Raw genomic sequence first — 15,964 nt, forward strand, 5'->3', positions numbered from 1 at the left:
TCGGCGCGCCCGATCGGTCGCTAGGGCGCGCGTTCTTCCTCAAGGGATTGGCCGCGTTGCGGGATGATCTGTTGGGCGATGCCCGCGCCGACCAGATAGAGGCTGGTCAGAACCAGACCCCAATGCGCCCAGCTTTGCGGGTCGAAATCGACCCAGGCGGCCCATCCGGCGAAGAACGTCCAGGCCAGCGCCATCGGCAGGGTGATCGCGCGCCAGCGCTCGGTACGGACGGGATGCACGAATTTGAGCGGCAGGAACATGGCGACGGCCAGCAGGGCGACCAGCATCAGGCTGAAATAGAAGCTCGGCTGAAGCGCGAAGATCACGATCACCACCATGTTCCAGCAGCCCGGGAACCCGGAAAAGGAATTGTCCTTGGTCTTCATGCGGGTATCGGCGAAATACATCGCGCTGGCAAAGGTGATGACGATGATCGCGAACCAGCCTGTCCAGCCATCCATCAGCCCCGACTTGAACAGGGCATAGGCCGGGATGAAGACGTAGGTCAGGTAGTCGATGATCAGATCGAGCAGCTCGCCGTCGAATTCCGGCGCGTTCTTCTTGACGTGATAGTGCCGGGCCAGCGGGCCGTCGATGCCGTCGACCACGAAGGATACCACCAGCCAGAGATACATCAGGCTCCACTTTTCCTCGACCGCGGCCAGCATGGCGAGCATGGCAAAGACGGCGCCGGTGGCGGTGAAGAGGTGGACGAGAAGGGCTTGGATCCGGGGAGTCATTGTCCTGTCATGACGGAAAAGCGGGCAGACTGCAAACGGTTGCTGGCCGTTTCGGGCGCGGGCGCGTCAGGCTTTCGGATGCGTGCGGTTGTAGACCTCCATCAGCCGCGCCGTGTCCACGGCGGTATAGGCCTGGGTGGTGGACAGGGATGCATGCCCGAGCAGTTCCTGGATGGCGCGCAAATCGCCGCCGGCGGACAGGAGGTGGGTGGCAAAGCTGTGGCGCAGGGCGTGCGGCGTGGCGGTGGACGGCAGGCCGAGCTGCATCCGCGCCTTGGCCATCACCCCCTGGATGGCGCGCGGGTTCAACGCCCCGCCGCGCACGCCCCGGAACAGCGGCGCCGCGGGTTCCATCGGATGCGGGCAGAGCCGGACATAGTCCGCCACGGCGGCGCGCGCGGCCGGGATGACCGGCACGACCCGTTCCTTGCCACCCTTGCCGAGGATCCGCAGGGAGGCGGGCAGCGGCGCGTCGGAGCCGGTCAGCGACAGCGCCTCGGAAATCCGCAGTCCGCAGCCGTAGAGCAATGTGACGACCGCGACATCCCGCGCCGCGACCCAGTCGTTGGCCGATTGCAGCTCGACCGTCTCGATCATCGCCCGCGCCGCGTCTTCGGCCAGCGGGCGGGGCAGTTTACTGGTGAATTTCGGCGCCCGGGTGGAGAGGACGGCGGTCGGTTCGAAGCCTTCGCGTTCGGCGAGCCAGCGATAGAAGGTCTTGACCGCGGACAGCTTGCGCGCGAGCGACCGCGCGCCGATCCCGGCGGCCCGCTGTTCGGCCATCCAGGCCCGCATGTCGGCGACGGAAATCCGCGCGATCGCGGCCAACCCTTCCCGCTGACCGTGGTGCAATGTCATGAAGGACAGGAAATCGGTCACGTCGCCGCGATAGGCGGTCAGGGTGTTCGGCGACAGTCCCGCCAGGGCCTTCTGGCCCTCCAACCAGTGCTGAAGCGCGTCGCGGCAGGCTGGCGAGATCAGGCTCACGACAGCCAGTGGCGCATCGAGCGTTCGAATACGCCAGCGAAGAAGGACAGCAGGTCGGTGCCGAGCTGCGGGGTGAAATGGCGCGGATCGGACGAGCCCATCACGATCATGCCCGGCAGCCGTCCCGACCCGAGGTCAAGTTTCAGGCAGGCTTCGGACCGGAGCGATCCGGCCACGTCCCCGAAGATCCGGCTCGCCGTGGGGGAGACCGCGCGCAGCGTGACCGGCCGGTTGGCGCGGCCCTGTTGGCCCATGAGGTAGGTTTCGATGAAACCCGGCTCGACGACCTTCAGCACGTCGCCCAGCCGCTTGAGCGCCGCATCTTCGCCGCCCTGCGTCGATTCGAGCACCAGCACGACCATGTCGATCCGCAGGATGTCCGCGACATCGCCGCCAAGGACATCCAGAAACTCCTCGAACCTGCCGGGCTCCAGCAGGCGCAGGATGGCGCGGTGAATCAGGTTGGTGCCGGCCAGGTTCTCATAGGCGGCGGCGATGACCGAGCGGTGGGTGTCCTCCAGCCGGTCCAGCCGCGCCTCGAGCCGTTCCATGGCGATGCCGCGCAGATCGACGATGTTTTCGCCCATCGCCCGCTCGTTCGCGGCCACCAGCGCCTGCATGAGATCCTTGTCGTCCAGCACGACGTCGGGTTTGGCGAGGATCGCGGCGCGGAGGGTGTCGTCGAGTTTCGGATTGCTGCTCATCTTGTGCCCGTGTTCTTTTGTTGCCCCGCTTATAGCATGGGCGTCCGGCATTGCTGCAGAAAAATCGCGCGACAGGCCCGAAATCGCTCGCCTTCTGATTGTGGGGCGCAAGGACCGACGGTCTCCCGCCCGCCGTGGCCTGATCGGGATCAGGCCGCAGCAGTTGGGCCGGGCGCAGCGCCGCGGGCGCTGCGCGGTGGGTCATTCGCCGACCGTGCGCCGCCCGTCCCGACCGCAGCGCGCGCCGCGCGCTGCCCGGCCCAAGCTCCGGCGTCGGCCGGCGCAGCCGGGCGGCGACGCGGCGCGGGAGTGCCTCGGGCTTCTGCGCGGCCGCTCGGGGGGACGCCTAAAGGATCTTTTGACCGGTCTTGGCCCAGTCGGACAGAAAGCTTTCGAGCCCCTTGTCGGTCAGCGGATGATCCGCCAGCTTCCGGATCACGGCGGGCGGCGCGGTGATCACGTCGGCGCCGATGCGGGCGCTGTCGGCCACGTGGTTCACGCTGCGGATCGAGGCGGCGAGGATTTCGGTCTCGAACCCGTAATTGTCATAAACCTGACGGATGTCCGCGATCAGCTCCATGCCGTCGAGATTGATGTCGTCGAGCCGCCCGATGAAGGGCGAGATGAAGGTCGCGCCCGCCTTGGCCGCCAGAATCGCCTGGTTGACCGAGAAGCAGAGCGTGACGTTGACCATCTGGCCTTCGCCGGTCAGCGTCTTGCAGGCTTTCAGCCCGGCCCAGGTCAGCGGTACCTTGACCGCGATGTTCGGCGCGATCGCCGCCAGTTTGCGGCCTTCGGCGATCATGTCCTCGGCCTCGGTGGCGACCACTTCGGCGGAGACCGGGCCATCGACCAGGTCGCAGATCTCCTTGGTGACTTCCAGGATGTCGCGGCCGGATTTCAGAATCAGCGAGGGGTTGGTGGTCACGCCGTCCACCATGCCCAGATCGTTGAGTTCGGCGATGGCGTCGATCTCGGCGGTGTCTACGAAGAATTTCATGGGGGCAGTCCTTTGATGGGTTGGCCTCTGTCGCGCTTGCCTTTACCCCAAAGGAACACATGCTGAAACCCCCGCAAGGAAAGGCGACAGGTGAGCGGTCCGGATTTCTTTGATCAGGGCGATCTGGTGGCGGTGCTGACCACCCAGCCGCTGGATCGCACGCTGGATTACAAGGCGCCCGAGGGCGGTTGCTTTCCCGGAGCCTTCGTCGAGGTGCCGCTGGGACCGCGCAAGGTGCTGGGCGTGGTCTGGGGTCCGGGCCGGGGCGATTTCGACCGGTCCAGGATTCGTTCGGTGATCCGGGTTCTGGACGTGGCTCCGATGCGCGAGGAAATGCGCCTGTTCCTGGGCCGGGCCGCCGACTACACGCTGACGCCGATGCCCGCCATGCTGCGGCTGGCGACGCGGGCGCCGGGGCTGGGCGACCCGCCGTCGATGCGCAAGATCTATCGTCTGGGCGCGGCCACGCCCGACCGGCTGACCGAGGCCCGCCGCCGGGTGCTGGAGGTGCTGCGGGATTATGGCGGGCTCGCCTTCACGTTGCGGGAACTGTCCGAGATGGCGGGCGTGACGTCCTCGGTCGTCAAGGGGCTGGTCAAGCTGGGCGCGGTGCGGGAAGAGGACAGCCCGCGCGACCTGCCCTTTCCTGCGCTCGATCCCGACCTGCCCGGAAAGGAACTGACCGAGAATCAGCGGGCGGCGGCCGACAGCCTGCGGGCCGCGGTCCGGGGCGGCGCGTATGGCACGACGCTGCTCAAGGGCGTCACCGGATCGGGCAAGACCGAGGTCTATCTGGAAGCCGTGGCCGAGACCCTGCGCCGCGGCCGGCAGGCGCTGGTACTGCTGCCCGAGATCGCCCTGACGGCCGAGTTCCTGACCCGAGTCGAGGCGCGGTTCGGCGCGCGCCCGGCCGAATGGCATTCCGGCGCGACCCTGACCGAGCGCCGCCGGGTCTGGCGCATGGTCGGGCAGGGCGAGGCGCAGCTGGTGGTGGGCGCGCGGTCGGCGCTGTTCCTGCCGTTCCGGGATCTCGGCCTGATCGTGGTCGATGAAGAGCACGACACCTCGTACAAGCAGGAGGATGGCGTGCTGTACAACGCGCGCGACATGGCGGTGCTGCGGGCGGCGATCTGCGGGGCGCGGGTGGTTCTGGCCAGCGCCACGCCGTCCTTGGAAAGCTGGGCGAATGCCGAGGCGAGCAAATATGACCGTCTGGACCTGACGGCGCGGTTCGGCGCGGCGCTGCTGCCCGAGATGAAATCCATCGACATGCGGGCCGAGGCGCTGCAGCCGGGAACCTGGATTTCGCCGTCGCTGCGGCAGGCGGTGCGTGACCGGATGGAGGCCGGCGAGCAATCGCTGCTCTTCATCAACCGGCGCGGCTATGCGCCCGTGACCCTGTGCCGGGCCTGCGGCGAGCAGATCGGCTGCGATCACTGCGATGCCCGGATGGTCGAGCACCGGTTCCTCAAGCGGCTGATGTGCCACCAATGCGGCGAGACCCGGCCGATGCCGGACGCCTGCCCGTCCTGCGGGGTCGAGGGCAAGCTGGCGCCGGTCGGGCCGGGAATCGAGCGGCTGGCGGAAGAGGCCGAGGCCGTGTTTCCGGAGGCCCGGATCGCGATGCTGAGTTCCGACCTGTTCGGATCGGCCCGCGCGCTCAAGGAAAAGATCGAGGAGATCGCGCAGGGGGATGCGGACATCATCATCGGGACGCAGCTGGTGGCCAAGGGGCACAACTTTCCGAAGCTGACGCTGGTCGGCGTGATCGACGCCGATCTCGGGTTGCAGGGGTCGGACCTGCGCGCGGCCGAGCGCACCTTCCAGCTGATGCGGCAGGTCGCGGGCCGGGCCGGGCGGGCGGAGCGGCCGGGCCAGGCCCTGCTGCAGACCTTCCAGCCCGAGCATCCGGTCATTCGGGCGATTCTGGCCGGGGACGAGGAAGCGTTCTGGAAGGCCGAGGCCGCGGGCCGGCAGGCGGCCGGGGTGCCGCCGTTCGGACGGATGGCGGGGATCATCCTGTCGGGGCCGGAGGCCGGGCCGGTCTTCGACCTCGGCAACGCCTTGGCGCGCAACGATGCGCCGCTGCGCCAGATCGGCGCGCAGGTCTATGGCCCGGCGCCGGCGCCGATCGCGCGGATTCGCGGGCGGCACCGGGTGCGCCTGCTGGTCAAGGCGCCCAAGGGCGCCCCGCTGCAGGACGCGATCGCGCGATGGATCGCGCCGATCCGGCTCAAGGGAGACATGCGGCTGGCCGTGGATATCGATCCGCAGAGCTTCTATTGACGCTCAGGCCGGAACCGTGCCGGGTTTCTGGTCGATCAGCAGGTCGGTGGCCATCGCCCCCACCCACATGCAGAACAGCGCCAGCCACGCGGTTCCGGCAAAGATCGACCCGCCGGTGACGCCGGCGCCGATCGCGCAGCCGCCCGCCAGCATGCCGCCGAACCCCATCAACGCGGCTCCGATCATCGCCTTGCGCATGGTCAGCGCGTCGTCGAAGGCCTGAAACCGCATTTCTCCGGCCAGCCAGGCCGCCAGCATCGCGCCGATGAAGACGCCCGGCACGAGACCGACGTCGAATTCCAAGATCGCGTCGCGTTCGAGGAAGAACATCAGCGTATGCGCCGACGGGCCGGTGAAGGTGGCGCTTTCGATCTGCACCGGCTCGAAGGCGACCTGCGCCAGCGCATAGGTCAGCACCCAGCCCAGCGCCACCGCAAAGCCGACGCCCGAGGCGAAGATCAGGCGCGATGCGCCGATTTTCTGCCGTGCGGACAGGACCAGGGCAAAGGCGGCCACGGCGATGCCCAGCAGCAGGCCGCCGTAGTCCGGCAGCCCCAGGGTCGCCAGCAGATCCATGTTGCGCCCGCCCTCGGTGATCCACAGGCCCGCAAGGCGGTCGCGGGCCGGGGACAGGACGCCCGACAGACTCATCTGCGCCACCACGGCAAAGATCAGCCCCGAAACGACGGATCTGAGATTGCCGGTTGCCGCCAGGACCAGCAACCGCCCGGAACACCCGCGCGCCAGCACCATGCCCGCGCCGAACAGCAAGCCTCCGATGATCGCGCCGGACCAGCTGCCGGGCACGGCCATCATGCGCGCGTCCGCCGATTGCATGAGCCCCGCGAGCTGCGCGGCCTGGACCCAGACGACCGCCGTCGAAAAGGTCAGCAGCCAAACGGCGACCTTGTCCGCGACCCGGCCGCGTGCGAACTCGACCGTGGCGGCGCGCAGGCAGAACCGGGACCGTTGGGCCGCCACCCCGAAGACGATGCCGGTCGTCAGACCGAACAGCGCGGCGGTCGGCGCTTCGCCGATCCGTTCGACGAGGTTGACGAGATCCATGGGTCACTCCATCGCATGCATGTATCGCGATATATTTCAGCGTTCCGGCCTCTGCATTGATGCAGATCAGATGTGCGAGGGCAGCTTTTCTCTCGCCAACACCCGGCTTTGGGCGTAGAGGACGAGTCATGCGGATGCCCGTTCCCCTGTCCGAGGCGCGGAACCTGCCCTTCTGGCGTCGGCCGGTTGCGCTGCTTTTCGTCATGGCCATGACCATGCCCATCGCGTTCAATGCCTGGAGCGCGCTGCTGAACAACTTCGTCATCGAAGCGGCCAATTTCGACGGGGCCGATATCGGGCTGCTGCATACAGTGCGCGAGATTCCGGGCTTTCTGGCGATCGGCGTGATTGCCGTCATCCTGGTGATCCGCGAACAGGTGCTGGCGATGATCTCGCTGGTCCTGCTGGGCGTGGCCACGGCGGTCACGGCGTGGTTTCCCAGCCTGGGCGGGCTGCTTTTCGTCACCTTGTTCAGTTCGATCGGCTTTCACTACTACGAGACGGTGAATCAGTCGCTGCAGCTGCAATGGCTGCCCAAGGATCGCGCGCCGCAGATGCTGGGCTGGCTGGTGGCCACCGGTTCCGCGGCGACGCTGGTGGTCTATGGGTTGATCGTGCTGACCTGGGACCGGTTCGAATTGACCTACAACACGGTCTTCATGGCCGCCGGCGGTCTCACCGCCGCGCTGGCGCTGTTCGGCCTGATTGCCTATCCGCAGTTCGAATCCCCGACGCCCCAGACCAAGAGGCTGATCCTGCGCCGCCGCTACTGGCTGTACTACGCGCTGCAGTTCATGGCCGGGGCGCGGCGTCAGATCTTCATCGTCTTCGCAGGTTTCATGATGGTCGAGAAGTTCGGGTTCGACGTGCACGAGCTGACCGCGCTCTACATGATCAACCTGCTGATCAACATGACGGTCGCGCCGCTGCTGGGCCGGGCGGTCGGGTATTTCGGCGAGCGGCGGACGCTGATCTTTGAATATCTCGGGCTGGCCGCGGTCTTTGCCGCTTATGGCGGCATCTACTGGTTCGGCTGGGGCGTGGTGCTGGCGGCCGTGCTCTACGTGATCGACCACGTGCTGTTTGCGCTGGCCCTGGCGCTCAAGACCTATTTCCAGAAGATCGCGGACCCGGCGGACATCGCGCCCACCGCCGCCGTGGCCTTTACCATCAACCACATCGCGGCGGTGTTCCTGCCGGCGCTTCTGGGGCTGCTCTGGGTCGTGTCGCCGGGGGCGGTGTTCGGCCTGGCTGCGGCGATGGCGCTGATTTCGCTGGCCCTGTCGCTGCTGATCCCGCGCCACCCCGAGCCCGGCAACGAAACCATCCTGACCCGATACGCCCCGGCCCCCGCGGAATGAGCGGGCATGGCGGATAGGGGGCGTTTCCTGACCGGTTCGACGATGGGCCATGTGGTGCGCATGACCCTGTCCGGAGCCGCCGGGATCACCTTTGTCTTTCTGGTGGATGCGGCGAACCTGTTCTGGATCGCCAAGCTGGGCCAGCCGCGCCAGATGGCGGCCATCAGCTTTGCCTTTGCCATCCAGTTCCTGTCGGTCTCGGTCGGGATCGGGTTGATGATCGCGGCGACGGCGCTGATTTCGCGGGGCATCGGGCAGGGGAGGCGGCGGCTGGCGCGCCGGCAGGCGACCAGCGCGATGATCCTGGCCTTTCTGATCCAGAGTTGCGTGGGCCTGGTTATCGTGGTTTTTCGCCATCAGATCGTGGCGGTGTCCGGCGCCGAGGGCGAAACCGCGGCGCTTGCGGCGCGGTATCTGGCGATGACGGTGCCCTCGCTGGGCGTGATGGCGGCCGGGATGATCGCCAACGGCGCGCTCAGGGCCGAGGGCGATGCCATGCGGTCCATGTCGGTCACGCTGACCTCGGGCGCGGTCGCGCTGATCATCGATCCGGTGCTGATCTACGGTCTGGGTCTGGGTCTCGATGGCGCGGCGCTTGGGGTCGTGCTGTTTCGGTTCGTCATGCTGGGCATGGCGCTCTGGTATGCGACGGTTCCGCATGACCTGCTGGCGCGGCCGCGGCGGCGCGACTGTCTGGGCAGCCTGCGCCCCTACCTGCTGATCGCCATACCTGCCATTCTGACCCAACTGGCGGCGCCGGTCGGAAACTACATCCTGACCGCGGTGATGGCGCAGTTCGGGGACGAGGCGATGGCGGGCTGGGCGGTCGTGGGGCGGCTGACGGTGGTGGCGTTCGGCGGGATCTTTTCGCTCGCGGGCGCGATCGGCGGGATCTTCGGCCAGAACTACGGCGCGCGGGAATTCGACCGCGTCCGCTGCACCTATCGCGACGCGATCCTGTTCGGCCTGGGATACACGCTGATCATGTGGGCGCTGCTGGTCGCGGCCGATCCGTTCATCGCGGCCTGGTTCGCCCTTCCGCCGCAGGCTGCGGAGGTCTTGTCGGCCTTCACCCGGGTCGGCGCGGGCGGGTTCGTCTTTGCCGCGCTGCTATTCGTGTCGAACGCCGCGTTCAACGCGCTGGGCCGGCCGCGGCGGGCGACCTTTACCAACTGGGTCCGCGACGGCGCATTGGCGCTGCCGGCGGCGGTCTGGCTGGCATCGCTGTTCGGATCGTCCGGCGTGATCTATGCGCAGGCCGCGTGCAGCCTCGCCGTGGGGCTGGTGGCCTCCTGTTGGGGCTGGCGCTATGTCCTGTCGCTGAAACGCGAAACGCTGCCGAAGCTTGACCTTGACCCGCCGCGGTCCTACGCCCATGCGGACCGATTCAGGAGGCGCTGATGCCGACATTCACCGCATTGACCACGCTGCCGGGCAAAGCCGCCGCCGAGGGGCTGGGCGAAGCGATGGAGCGGCTGGACCCGGAGCCGACGGGGATCGGCGTGTTCGAGGTCGAGGACGGGTCGGGCACCTGGGAAGTCGGCGGTTACTTCACGGAACCGCCGGATGAAACCGCGCTGGCGGTTCTGGCCGCCGCGTTTCAGGCCAGACCCTTTGTCGTCTCCGAGCTGCCCGAGACCGACTGGGTCGCCCATGTGCGCCGCGAACTCGCCCCGGTCGAGGCGGGGCGGTTTTTCGTGCACGGCAGCCACGATGCCGACAAGGTGCCGGCGGGCAGCGTTCCGCTGCTGATCGAGGCGGCGATGGCCTTTGGCACCGGGCACCATGGCACGACGCTCGGGTGCCTTCGGGCGCTCGACCGGCTGATCGAAGGCGGGTTCCGGGCGTCGCGCGTCGCCGATATCGGCTGCGGAACGGCGGTGCTGGCCATGGCGGCCGCGCGCGTGTGGCAAGGTGACATGCTGGCCAGCGACATCGACCCGGTCGCGGTCGAGGTGGCCGAGGCGAATCTGCGCGCCAACGGGATGCAGGGCGCGGTCCGCTGTCTGCAGGCGGCGGGGTTCGACCATCCGGAATTGCAGGCGGCAGCCCCTTTCGATCTCGTATTCGCCAACATTCTCAAGGGTCCGCTGCTGGCCTTGGCGCCGGATCTTGTGGCCAATCTGCAACCCGGCGGCTACGCGATCCTGTCGGGGATTCTCAACGAGCAGGCACAAGATGTCGTGTCCGTTTATGCCGAAAACGGAACCAATCCGGTCCACAGCGCGGAAATTGGTGAGTGGACGACGCTTACATTGAGGAAAAAGGGCGCGAATTAGACCAATTTGCGGAGTTTCGCAGGTTTTCGCCATGGTTTTGGCATATTCCAGAGGTAGCCTCGTTTCCGGTTGAAGGAGGGGGCGGTGTCTGGAGGCTGCCATGGTCGAGAAACAGTTGGACTTCGATCAACGGGTCCGGCGTCTGAACAAGAAACATCAGGCGATGTCGCGCGGCTATTTCGCCAAGATGCGCTCGGACGGATTGATCGAGATGAGACCACAAAGAATGCGTTCCGCCCTTCCGCTGAGGGTCTTGCTGGCCTTCGTGCTGGCGTTCTTCCTGTTCAAGTCGTTCCTGCTGGCGGCGCTGGGCACGGTGTCCTACACGGATCGTGTGCAGCGGCTGAGCGAGGGCACGTCGGTTGAACGGGCCGGGGCCTGGGTGATGCAGATCGACCCGGTCTCGGAGGTGATCGCCCAGAAGCTCGGGCCGTACCTGCCCTGAACCTTGCCGATGCGAAGAAATGAAAACGCCGCGTGAGGGAGAACACGCGGCGTTTGAGATTGCCCCCGAGGGAGGAGAGTGGGGCAGAAAGTGAGTGGCCGGCTCAGCGCTTGCCTTCGGCGACCAGGTCGATGTCGCCCCGGCTCATGCCGATGTCTTCCAGTTCGCGGTCGGTCAGCTTGGACAGCGCGTTGCGGGTGACGCGGGCGTCGTTCCATTCGACAACGGCGTTGACGGCCGATGCAAAAAATGCGCCGATACGGCCAACGAGGCCGAACGAGCCAGTGGTGGTGCGGGTGGTGTCCAGTGCAGCCATATCCTGTTTCCTTCTGATTTCCGTTTCCGTTTCGATCCTGCGATCTGCCGGGCATCTAGTGATGTCGATTTCCGAGTGCAAGCGCAGAAAACGCATGTGTCCCATGCATTTTCTGCAAGGCTCTGGAAGTGTGAAATCCCCTTAAATAATTGGTGAAAATCGCATCGGAATCAGGTCGAAAACAGACCTTCCCGCGTCGCAATCGGACCGTCTTGTCGCGGCTGGAACAGCGGTGTCGCTTTCGTGCGTGAGGTCAAATTTCTTGGAAAATGTTCGCGTTTCGTGCTAGTGCGTCAAAAAAGCACCAAAAACCCGAGCAGGCCGAGGCGACATCATGCGGATTCTGGGCATTGATCCGGGGTTGCGAACCCTGGGATGGGGCGTCATCGAATCGCATGGCAGCCGGCTGAGCCACGTCGCGAACGGGCTGTGCCATTCGGATGGCGACGATCTGGGCGAACGTCTGCTGTCGCTGCACAACCAGATCGTCGAGGTGATCGCCGCCCATGCGCCGGATCAGGCGGCGATCGAGCAGACCTTCGTCAACAAGGACGGGGCCGGGACCCTCAAGCTGGGTCAGGCCCGCGGCGTCGCGCTGCTGACCCTGGCGCAGGCGGGGCTGCCGGTCGGGGAATATGCGCCGAACCGGGTCAAGAAGACCGTGGTCGGGGTGGGGCACGCCGAAAAGGAGCAGGTTCTGCACATGGTCAAGCTGCAATTGCCGGGATGTCAGCCCAAGGGCGCCGACGCCGCCGATGCGCTGGCCATCGCCATCTGCCACGCCTATTACGGAAACGCACCGTCGGTGCGGCGGAAAGAGGTGCGGGCATGATCGGCAAGTTGACGGGACGGCTGGACTATCGCGCTGCGGATCACGTGCTGATCGACGTGCGCGGGGTCGGCTATGTCGTCTATTGCTCGGACCGGACCCTGGCGGCCCTGCCGGGTGTGGGCGAGGCGGTGTCGCTGTATACCGACCTGGTGGTGCGCGAAGACCTGATGCAGCTCTATGGATTCCTGTCGCTGGTCGAGAAGGAGTGGCACCGGCTGCTCTGCTCGGTGCAGGGGGTCGGGGCCAAGGTGTCTCTGGCCATTCTCGGGGCGCTGGGACCGGATGGCGTGAGCCGCGCGATCGCGCTGGGCGACTGGGCGGCGGTCAAGGCGGCCAAGGGGGTGGGGCCCAAGACGGCTCAGCGGATCGTTCTGGACCTCAAGGACAAGGCGCCCGGTGTCATGGCGATGGGCGGAACGGTCGCGGACGCGATGGACGGGGCCGTGGTCGAGGTGGTCGAACCCGTTGCGGCGGCACCGGCCGCGCCACGCCCGCCGCAACGGCCCGCGGGCGGTGCGGCGGCTTCGGCCGGTGCGCTTTCGGCGTTGGCCAATCTGGGCTATGGCCCGTCCGAGGCGGCGGCGGCGGTGGCCGAGGCGGCGGCGGACCTGCCCGAGGCAGGCGAGGCCGAACTGATCCGGGCGTCGCTGAAACTGCTGGCTCCGAAAGGCTGAGTGTACCATGGTCGATGCCGATCCCACCCTCCGGCCCGAGCCGCTGCCCGAAGACAATGACCGCGCGCTGCGCCCGCAGGGCCTGGACGAGTTCATCGGCCAGGCCGAGGCGCGCGCCAACCTGCGGGTGTTCATCCAGTCCGCCCGCCAGCGCGGCGAGGCGATGGACCACACCCTGTTTCACGGGCCGCCGGGCCTGGGCAAGACGACGCTGGCGCAGATCATGGCGCGCGAGCTGGGTGTGAATTTCCGTATGACCTCCGGGCCGGTGCTGGCCCGCGCGGGCGATCTGGCGGCGATCCTGACCAATCTCGAAGCGCGGGACGTGCTGTTCATCGACGAGATTCACCGGCTGAACCCGGCGGTCGAGGAGGTGCTCTATCCCGCGATGGAGGATTTCGAGCTGGATCTGGTGATCGGCGAAGGCCCGGCGGCGCGCACGGTGCGGATCGAGCTGCAGCCCTTCACGCTGGTCGGCGCGACGACGCGGATGGGTCTGCTGACCACCCCTCTGCGCGACCGCTTCGGCATTCCGACCCGGCTGCAGTTCTACACGGTGGACGAGCTGCACGAGATCGTGAAGCGCAATGCCCGCAAGCTGGGCGCGCCCGCCGATGCGGACGGGGCGCGCGAGATCGCGCGCCGGTCGCGCGGCACGCCCCGGATCGCCGGGCGGCTGCTGCGGCGGGTGGTGGATTTCGCCGTGGTGGAGGGCGACGGCCGGATCACCCGCGATCTGGCCGACGGCGCGCTGACGCGGCTGGGCGTGGACCATCTGGGGCTGGACGGGGCGGATCGGCGGTACCTGACGCTGATCGCGGAAAATTACGGCGGCGGGCCGGTCGGCATCGAAACCCTGTCCGCCGCCCTGTCGGAAAGCCGGGATTCGCTGGAAGAGGTGATCGAGCCGTTCCTTCTGCAGCAGGGGCTGATCCAGCGCACGCCACGCGGGCGGATGCTGGCGCAAAAGGCCTGGGCGCATCTGGGGATGCCGATGCCCAAGCGTCAGGACGATCTCTTTGGTTGATGCCGGGTGCCCGAGACTTTATGCCTCCGGCGGGAGTATTTTCGGCAAGATGAAGATGCAGGCGTGACACCCGAGGATATCGAAGCCCTGTTCACCCGCGAAAGCGGTGAGTTCCTGTTTGCCCGCTGGGGCCGGCCCATCGTTCCGGTCGTCTTCGGCGTTCGGGACGAAACCCTGTCGGTGGTGAAGGGCGCGTTCGAGGCGGTCGTGGCCCTGGCCGGGCACCGGATGGCCGAGACCGACCCGGAGCTGGGCGCCAACTGCATGGTCTTCTTCTTCCGCAACTGGGAAGAGCTGCTGGACGTGCCCGATCTCGACCGGCTGATCCCCGATCTCGGGCCGCTCGTCGAGCGTCTGGTCTCGGTCGATGCCAACCAGTACCGGGTTTTCCGGTTCGACGAGACGGGCGCGATCCGGGCGGCCTTCGTGTTTCTGCGGATGGATGCGCAGCTGTCGCAGATCCCGGCCGAAACGCTGGCGCTCAATCAGGTGGTGCAGACGGTTCTGTTGTGGTCCGACACCGCGTTCCGGGACCAGTCGCCGCTGGCGATCGCCGGTGACGCAACGATCCTGCGGCCCGACATTGCCGGGCTGATCCGCGCCGCCTATGATCCCGTCCTGCCGGGCGCGGCGCGGGACCGCGCCCATGCGCTCAGACTGTTTGCCCGCCTGGAGCGTCCGCAATGAAGCATGTGTTTCCGGTCCGGGTCTACTACGAAGACACCGACATGGGCGGCATCGTCTATCACGCGAACTATCTGCGGTATATCGAGCGGGCGCGTTCCGACTGGGTGCGGCAGTTGGGCAACGACCAGAACGCCATGCGCGATGCCGGCATCGTCTGGGTCGTGCGCAGGATCGAGGCCGAGTATCTCTCGACCGCGAAATTCGAGGATGACCTGGTCGTCGAGACCGAGATGGTCGGCCTGTCCGGCGCCCGCCTGACCATGTCGCAGGTGGTCAGGCGCGGCGAGGCGGAGGTGTTCAGGGCGATGGTCACGGCCGTCTGCATGAACTCGGCCGGAAAACCGGTGCGTCTGCCGGCAGAGATTCGCGCATTGCTGTAACATTTTCTGCAACAGGGGTGGTTCTGTTGGCAATTCCACCCGATCTACGGTAGCGTTCGCCAAAACAAGGCCGAACGAATGGCCCATCAGGCAAAAAAGAGCAGGTTCATGGAAGCTGAGACGCTGGCGCTGGCGCAGGAGATCGATTTCTCCATGTGGGGGCTGTTTGCCCGCGCAACCTTTGTCGTGAAAGTGGTAATGCTGATGCTGATCTTCGCGTCCTTCTGGTCGTGGTCGATCATCATCCAGAAACTCCTCAACTACCGGAAAGCGCGTGCCGAGGCCGCCGCGTTCGACGAGGCGTTCTGGTCCGGCAATCCGCTGGACGAGCTGTTCGAGCAGACCGGGCCGCAGCCGGACGGGAGTTCGGAAAAGATCTTTGCCGCCGGCATGGTCGAATGGCGGCGGTCCCATCGCAACGACGGCGGCATGATCGCGGGCGCGCAGGCGCGGATCGACCGGTCGATGGACGTGGCGATCGCGAAGGAGGCGGAGACCTTGCAGAAGGGTCTGCCGATCCTGGCGACGGTCGGATCGACGGCGCCGTTCATCGGGCTGTTCGGCACGGTCTGGGGCATCATGAACGCCTTCATCGAGATCGCCGAGCAGCAGAACACCAACCTGGCCGTGGTGGCGCCCGGCATCGCCGAGGCGCTGCTGGCCACCGGTCTGGGGCTGCTGGCGGCCATCCCGGCGGTGATCTTCTACAACAAGCTGAGCGCGGACAGCGACCGGATCGTTGCGGGCTACGAAGCCTTCGCCGACGAATTCGCCACCATCCTGTCGCGCCAACTGGATAGCTGAGCCATGGGTGCGGCGGTACAGCAGAGCGGCGACGACACGCGCAGACGGGGACGGCGGCGCGGCCGCGCGCGGCCGATGTCCGAGATCAACGTCACGCCCTTCGTGGACGTGATGCTGGTGTTGCTGATCATCTTCATGGTGGCGGCGCCGCTGCTGACGGTCGGTGTGCCGGTGGAGCTGCCCAAGACCGCCGCCGCCGCCTTGCCCTCGGACAGCGAGGAGCCGCTGACCGTGACGATGACCGCGGACGGGCGGGTGCAGATCCAGACCACCGATGTCGCCCGCGAAGAGTTGATTGGCAAACTGCGCGCAATCGCTGCAGAACGCTCCAGCGACCGGGTGTTCCTGCGTGCGGACGGGGCCATCCCCTATGCGCA

17 protein-coding genes and 1 pseudogene are annotated in these 15,964 nt (G+C 66.9%); 12 read left to right on the top strand and 6 right to left on the bottom strand.

The annotated features are described in order from the left end of the window. Positions 1-20: 20 nt before the first annotated feature. The 4 genes from AC2FNJ_RS16215 to fsa all read right to left on the bottom strand — a co-directional run bounded on the left by AC2FNJ_RS16215 (position 21) and on the right by fsa (position 3,431). Positions 21-740 carry a CDP-alcohol phosphatidyltransferase family protein gene (locus AC2FNJ_RS16215; protein WP_496765692.1) on the bottom strand — a complete coding sequence of 240 codons (720 nt, stop codon included), beginning with the start codon at positions 738-740 and terminating at the stop codon, positions 21-23. Between the two features lie 66 nt (positions 741-806). After that, on the bottom strand, positions 807-1,727 hold the full coding sequence (locus tag AC2FNJ_RS16220) for a tyrosine recombinase XerC (RefSeq protein ID WP_496765694.1): 921 nt from the start codon (positions 1,725-1,727) through the stop codon (positions 807-809). Then, a complete protein-coding gene (locus tag AC2FNJ_RS16225) occupies positions 1,724-2,431 on the bottom strand; it encodes a DUF484 family protein (protein ID WP_496765696.1) in 708 nt (235 codons plus the stop codon). The genes AC2FNJ_RS16220 and AC2FNJ_RS16225 overlap by 4 nt, the downstream gene beginning before the upstream one ends. Positions 2,432-2,777: 346 nt before the next feature. Beyond that, a complete protein-coding gene (gene fsa / locus AC2FNJ_RS16230; protein ID WP_496765698.1) occupies positions 2,778-3,431 on the bottom strand; it encodes a fructose-6-phosphate aldolase in 654 nt (217 codons plus the stop codon). A gap of 90 nt (positions 3,432-3,521) precedes the next feature. Here fsa and AC2FNJ_RS16235 point away from each other — a divergent pair, with 90 nt between their 5' ends. Next, positions 3,522-5,717 (top strand): primosomal protein N', encoded by a 2,196-nt coding sequence (locus AC2FNJ_RS16235; RefSeq protein ID WP_496765699.1) that lies wholly within the window; start codon positions 3,522-3,524, stop codon positions 5,715-5,717. Positions 5,718-5,720: 3 nt separating this feature from the next. On the opposite strand, the gene AC2FNJ_RS16240 is transcribed toward AC2FNJ_RS16235, so the two are convergent. Continuing rightward, the gene (locus AC2FNJ_RS16240) at positions 5,721-6,782 is read right to left on the bottom strand and encodes a YeeE/YedE family protein (protein ID WP_496765701.1); all 1,062 of its coding nucleotides are present in this window, start codon (positions 6,780-6,782) and stop codon (positions 5,721-5,723) included. A 128-nt stretch (positions 6,783-6,910) separates the two neighbouring features. On the opposite strand from AC2FNJ_RS16240, the gene AC2FNJ_RS16245 reads away from it, so the two are divergent. The 4 genes from AC2FNJ_RS16245 (at position 6,911) to AC2FNJ_RS16260 (ending at position 10,867) form a co-directional block, all read left to right on the top strand. After that, positions 6,911-8,143 (top strand): MFS transporter, encoded by a 1,233-nt coding sequence (locus AC2FNJ_RS16245; protein ID WP_496765703.1) that lies wholly within the window; start codon positions 6,911-6,913, stop codon positions 8,141-8,143. A 6-nt stretch (positions 8,144-8,149) separates the two neighbouring features. Then, the gene (locus AC2FNJ_RS16250; protein WP_496765705.1) at positions 8,150-9,544 is read left to right on the top strand and encodes an MATE family efflux transporter; all 1,395 of its coding nucleotides are present in this window, start codon (positions 8,150-8,152) and stop codon (positions 9,542-9,544) included. Continuing rightward, positions 9,544-10,422, top strand: a complete 879-nt coding sequence (locus AC2FNJ_RS16255; RefSeq protein WP_496765707.1) for a 50S ribosomal protein L11 methyltransferase — start codon at positions 9,544-9,546, stop codon at positions 10,420-10,422. Before AC2FNJ_RS16250 ends, AC2FNJ_RS16255 begins: the two co-directional genes overlap by 1 nt. A 100-nt stretch (positions 10,423-10,522) precedes the next feature. Further along, positions 10,523-10,867, top strand: coding sequence for a hypothetical protein (locus tag AC2FNJ_RS16260; protein ID WP_496765708.1), 345 nt, complete (start codon positions 10,523-10,525; stop codon positions 10,865-10,867). A gap of 103 nt (positions 10,868-10,970) precedes the next feature. Here AC2FNJ_RS16260 and AC2FNJ_RS16265 read toward each other — a convergent pair whose 3' ends face one another. Then, on the bottom strand, positions 10,971-11,183 hold the full coding sequence (locus AC2FNJ_RS16265; RefSeq protein WP_496765709.1) for a DUF1127 domain-containing protein: 213 nt from the start codon (positions 11,181-11,183) through the stop codon (positions 10,971-10,973). 269 nt (positions 11,184-11,452) lie between these two features. Between AC2FNJ_RS16265 and ruvC the strand changes: the two are divergent. From ruvC to AC2FNJ_RS16300, 7 genes and pseudogenes are all read left to right on the top strand, one after another. After that, a pseudogene (gene ruvC / locus AC2FNJ_RS16270) lies at positions 11,453-12,015 on the top strand (crossover junction endodeoxyribonuclease RuvC). Further along, positions 12,012-12,689, top strand: a complete 678-nt coding sequence (gene ruvA / locus AC2FNJ_RS16275) for a Holliday junction branch migration protein RuvA (protein ID WP_496765711.1) — start codon at positions 12,012-12,014, stop codon at positions 12,687-12,689. Before ruvC ends, ruvA begins: the two are co-directional and overlap by 4 nt. Positions 12,690-12,696: 7 nt before the next feature. Beyond that, positions 12,697-13,716 carry a Holliday junction branch migration DNA helicase RuvB gene (gene ruvB, locus AC2FNJ_RS16280; RefSeq protein ID WP_496765713.1) on the top strand — a complete coding sequence of 340 codons (1,020 nt, stop codon included), beginning with the start codon at positions 12,697-12,699 and terminating at the stop codon, positions 13,714-13,716. A gap of 63 nt (positions 13,717-13,779) precedes the next feature. Continuing rightward, entirely contained in the window at positions 13,780-14,403 is a 624-nt protein-coding gene (locus tag AC2FNJ_RS16285) for a hypothetical protein (RefSeq protein ID WP_496765715.1), read from the top strand. After that, positions 14,400-14,783: a tol-pal system-associated acyl-CoA thioesterase gene (gene ybgC / locus AC2FNJ_RS16290; protein WP_496765717.1), complete on the top strand. Its 384-nt coding sequence runs from the start codon at positions 14,400-14,402 to the stop codon at positions 14,781-14,783. The genes AC2FNJ_RS16285 and ybgC overlap by 4 nt, the downstream gene beginning before the upstream one ends. 108 nt (positions 14,784-14,891) lie before the next feature. After that, the gene (gene tolQ, locus AC2FNJ_RS16295) at positions 14,892-15,587 is read left to right on the top strand and encodes a protein TolQ (protein WP_496765719.1); all 696 of its coding nucleotides are present in this window, start codon (positions 14,892-14,894) and stop codon (positions 15,585-15,587) included. Positions 15,588-15,590: 3 nt separating this feature from the next. Next, positions 15,591-15,964 (top strand): ExbD/TolR family protein (locus AC2FNJ_RS16300; RefSeq protein ID WP_496765720.1); only part of this gene is annotated, 374 nt, incomplete at its 3' end.

The organism is Ruegeria sp. BHSB196 (assembly GCF_059613135.1).